The following is a 2,447-nucleotide window of genomic DNA, read 5'->3' as shown; positions in this document are numbered from 1 at the left end:
GCCCGATTGTTGCACGTCTGAAAGCCCAGTCAAGGGCGCTGCGCGTCGCTACGCGATGGGCTAGCGCCCACCCCTGACAGAACTTTCAGGCGTGCATTTTGGCATGTATCGGAACAAGGGAAACCCATGCAATCAGGCGTAAAAGTTGTGTTGACCTGCTAAGCAAGTTTTCTAGGATACTTTAAAGATAGCAAAAATCTTTCAATAGAAACAGCAAACTAGCTTGCTAGCAAGATAGCAAACTGCTAGAATTGAAGTATCAACAGGGGATAGGAACCCACGCTGGAAAGACCAGCTCGGGCCTCAGTTGAGAACCAAGGAAAGGCAGTCACCATGGCTACCATTAATGACAAGGTAGGGATTGCGAGCCTCGTGCGCTCAGCCCTGCACCTTGACCCCACCGATTCCATCGTGCTGGTACTCTGCGCCAACAGCTCGGTACTGGCGACCCTGCGCATCGACGCACACCCTGAGACCGAAGCTTCGGAGTTCGCCTCGTCAGTGATTCGGATTCTCGCCTCGATTAGCGAGCCGATCGATGCGACCATTCTGGTCAGCTACGAGGGCGACAAGGCTATGACGTTCGCCCAGTACGACGAACTGAGCCAGCGCCTTGACTTAGCAGGCGCACCCATCGCCAAGGCTGTTCTGGTCACCAACGGGCAGATCATGGACTACGACGGGGACAGTACCGACGCAGTGGATTACGCCGAGGTCTACACCAACCCGTTCACCCTCGAAGCTATGCTGGCCACCGGATCGCTTCGGCTGGCCGAGGATGCACCGCAGTGCACCGAAGCCACCGAGGCCACCATGGATGCCAAGGCTGAGCGCATCGCGCAGATGGCGGGGGAGGACTACCTGAGCATTCAAGCCCGGGGTATTACTGCCATCGCCCTTCAGTTCGGCAACGACATGATGCACCAGATCGCCCGCTACCTCGATCACGGGAAAGTCACCGAGGACATGGCCGGCTGGATCGCCGGAACCTACGCCCTGCGCATGGGACGCGACACCGCCACCGCAGCACTGGCCGGAACCGCCAGCACCGAGCAGGAGCTGGCCGAGCTGCTCATGGGAGATACGCTGATCGCTGATCGGAAGATCTTCGATGCCGGCGCAGCGATGCTCTACGAGGCGCTAGAGTTCCTGGCCGGCGATGACCGCCCTAACGTTTTGGCAGCGCTGGGATGGACTCGCTGGATGGCCGGACAGGGCACCGAAGCGATGAAGTTCTTGGATCAGGCACTAGCCATTGACCCGGAACACCGGCTCTCACACTTGCAACGGCGACTGTTCACCAGCGGGAAGCTACCGAAATCGGCCAGCACACCCGATAAGTAAATAACCGGCTAAGTGAGGGGCAACCAAGCCCCTCACTTAGCCATATCCCCAGCACACCAAGGACAATAAAACCTATGACTAGCGACCCCAGCATCTGGGAAAGAAACCTGCAAGCGGACACTGAGCGGTTGCAGAAATCGGGCGTGGCGGCCTCCGCCGCCAGCTCCCCCGGCCGCCGCGCTCAAACCTTACCCCCGGTACCGAACCTCTGGGACGTTTTCACTCACCAGGGCAAACCCTATCGAGTGATGCGGTTACAGCCCGGAGAGTACCCAGGCCACCCCATCCAGCCACATCAAGCCGTAACCGCTCTCATTCATACGCCCACCGGAACCCCACAAATTCACGGACAGGCCACCGCCCGCACCCCGCACTTAGTGCACGTGGTCTGGGAGGACGAGAAAGGGGAGACCTACGGGACGTGGTTGCCGCACTTGTCGGTCACGTTCGATAATCTTCCTCCGTACCCCACCACCGAAGGACAGGAACCATGACTCGCAACGCCTCAGAGATCTACGCAGACCTCAAAGCCCTGGCCAACGAGCTGGAAGACCTCGCCGCTACCGGACGCATCACCATGAGCACCGACTCATGGAACAAAGACTACCCCGACACGAAACCAGCCGTCGCCCAAGCCCTGGCAGCGCTACAGGTCGCCATTAACGCGACCTGCTGGATGGAAACCCTACCCGCCGCCGGCCCAACCGACGCGAAACCGGGGCAACGCGGTTAAGCCTCCTGCCCACCTGTGCACAGCAAAAGCCCAATCGCTGCGCTGCTTTTCCTGCACCCACATGGATAGCAGGAACCAAACGACCACCCGCACACAAGCCACAAGCTGCGGTACCTGAGTTCGCCTACGACAGGGGATCGTGGCTCATGCACGGCCTCTAGCGATGAGCACGGAAGCGACAAGAAAAATGGGAGGTACGCAGAAGATGCGGCAAAGTAAAGCAGGCAGAGTCAGCGAAAAGCACGCGCGCCGTACTAACCAAGAACTCCAAGCGCTCAGCGAACCACCGATGAACGATCCCTTCGAACACCTCATTGCCAAAACCGAATTCGACTCCGGAGCTTATGACCAAATAAGCAAAGCCTTCACC

The 2,447-nt window shown here is 58.8% G+C and carries 3 protein-coding genes; all 3 read left to right on the top strand.

What is annotated here, in order from left to right; translation table 11 throughout:
- Nucleotides 1-333: 333 nt before the first annotated feature.
- Entirely contained in the window at nt 334-1,344 is a 1,011-nt protein-coding gene (locus AB4Y71_RS17960; RefSeq protein ID WP_102599351.1) for a DUF4192 family protein, read from the top strand.
- A 490-nt stretch (nt 1,345-1,834) separates the two neighbouring features.
- On the top strand, nt 1,835-2,077 hold the full coding sequence (locus AB4Y71_RS17955) for a hypothetical protein (protein WP_441722752.1): 243 nt from the start codon (nt 1,835-1,837) through the stop codon (nt 2,075-2,077).
- Between the two features lie 163 nt (nt 2,078-2,240).
- Nucleotides 2,241-2,447 (top strand): hypothetical protein (locus AB4Y71_RS17950; RefSeq protein WP_441722749.1); only part of this gene is annotated, 207 nt, incomplete at its 3' end.

This window comes from Glutamicibacter sp. MCAF14, from assembly GCF_052114325.1.
Lineage (GTDB): Bacteria > Actinomycetota > Actinomycetes > Actinomycetales > Micrococcaceae > Glutamicibacter > Glutamicibacter arilaitensis.
The sequence above is the reverse complement of the archived record's forward strand: the minus strand, read 5'-3'. Positions and strand labels throughout refer to the sequence as shown.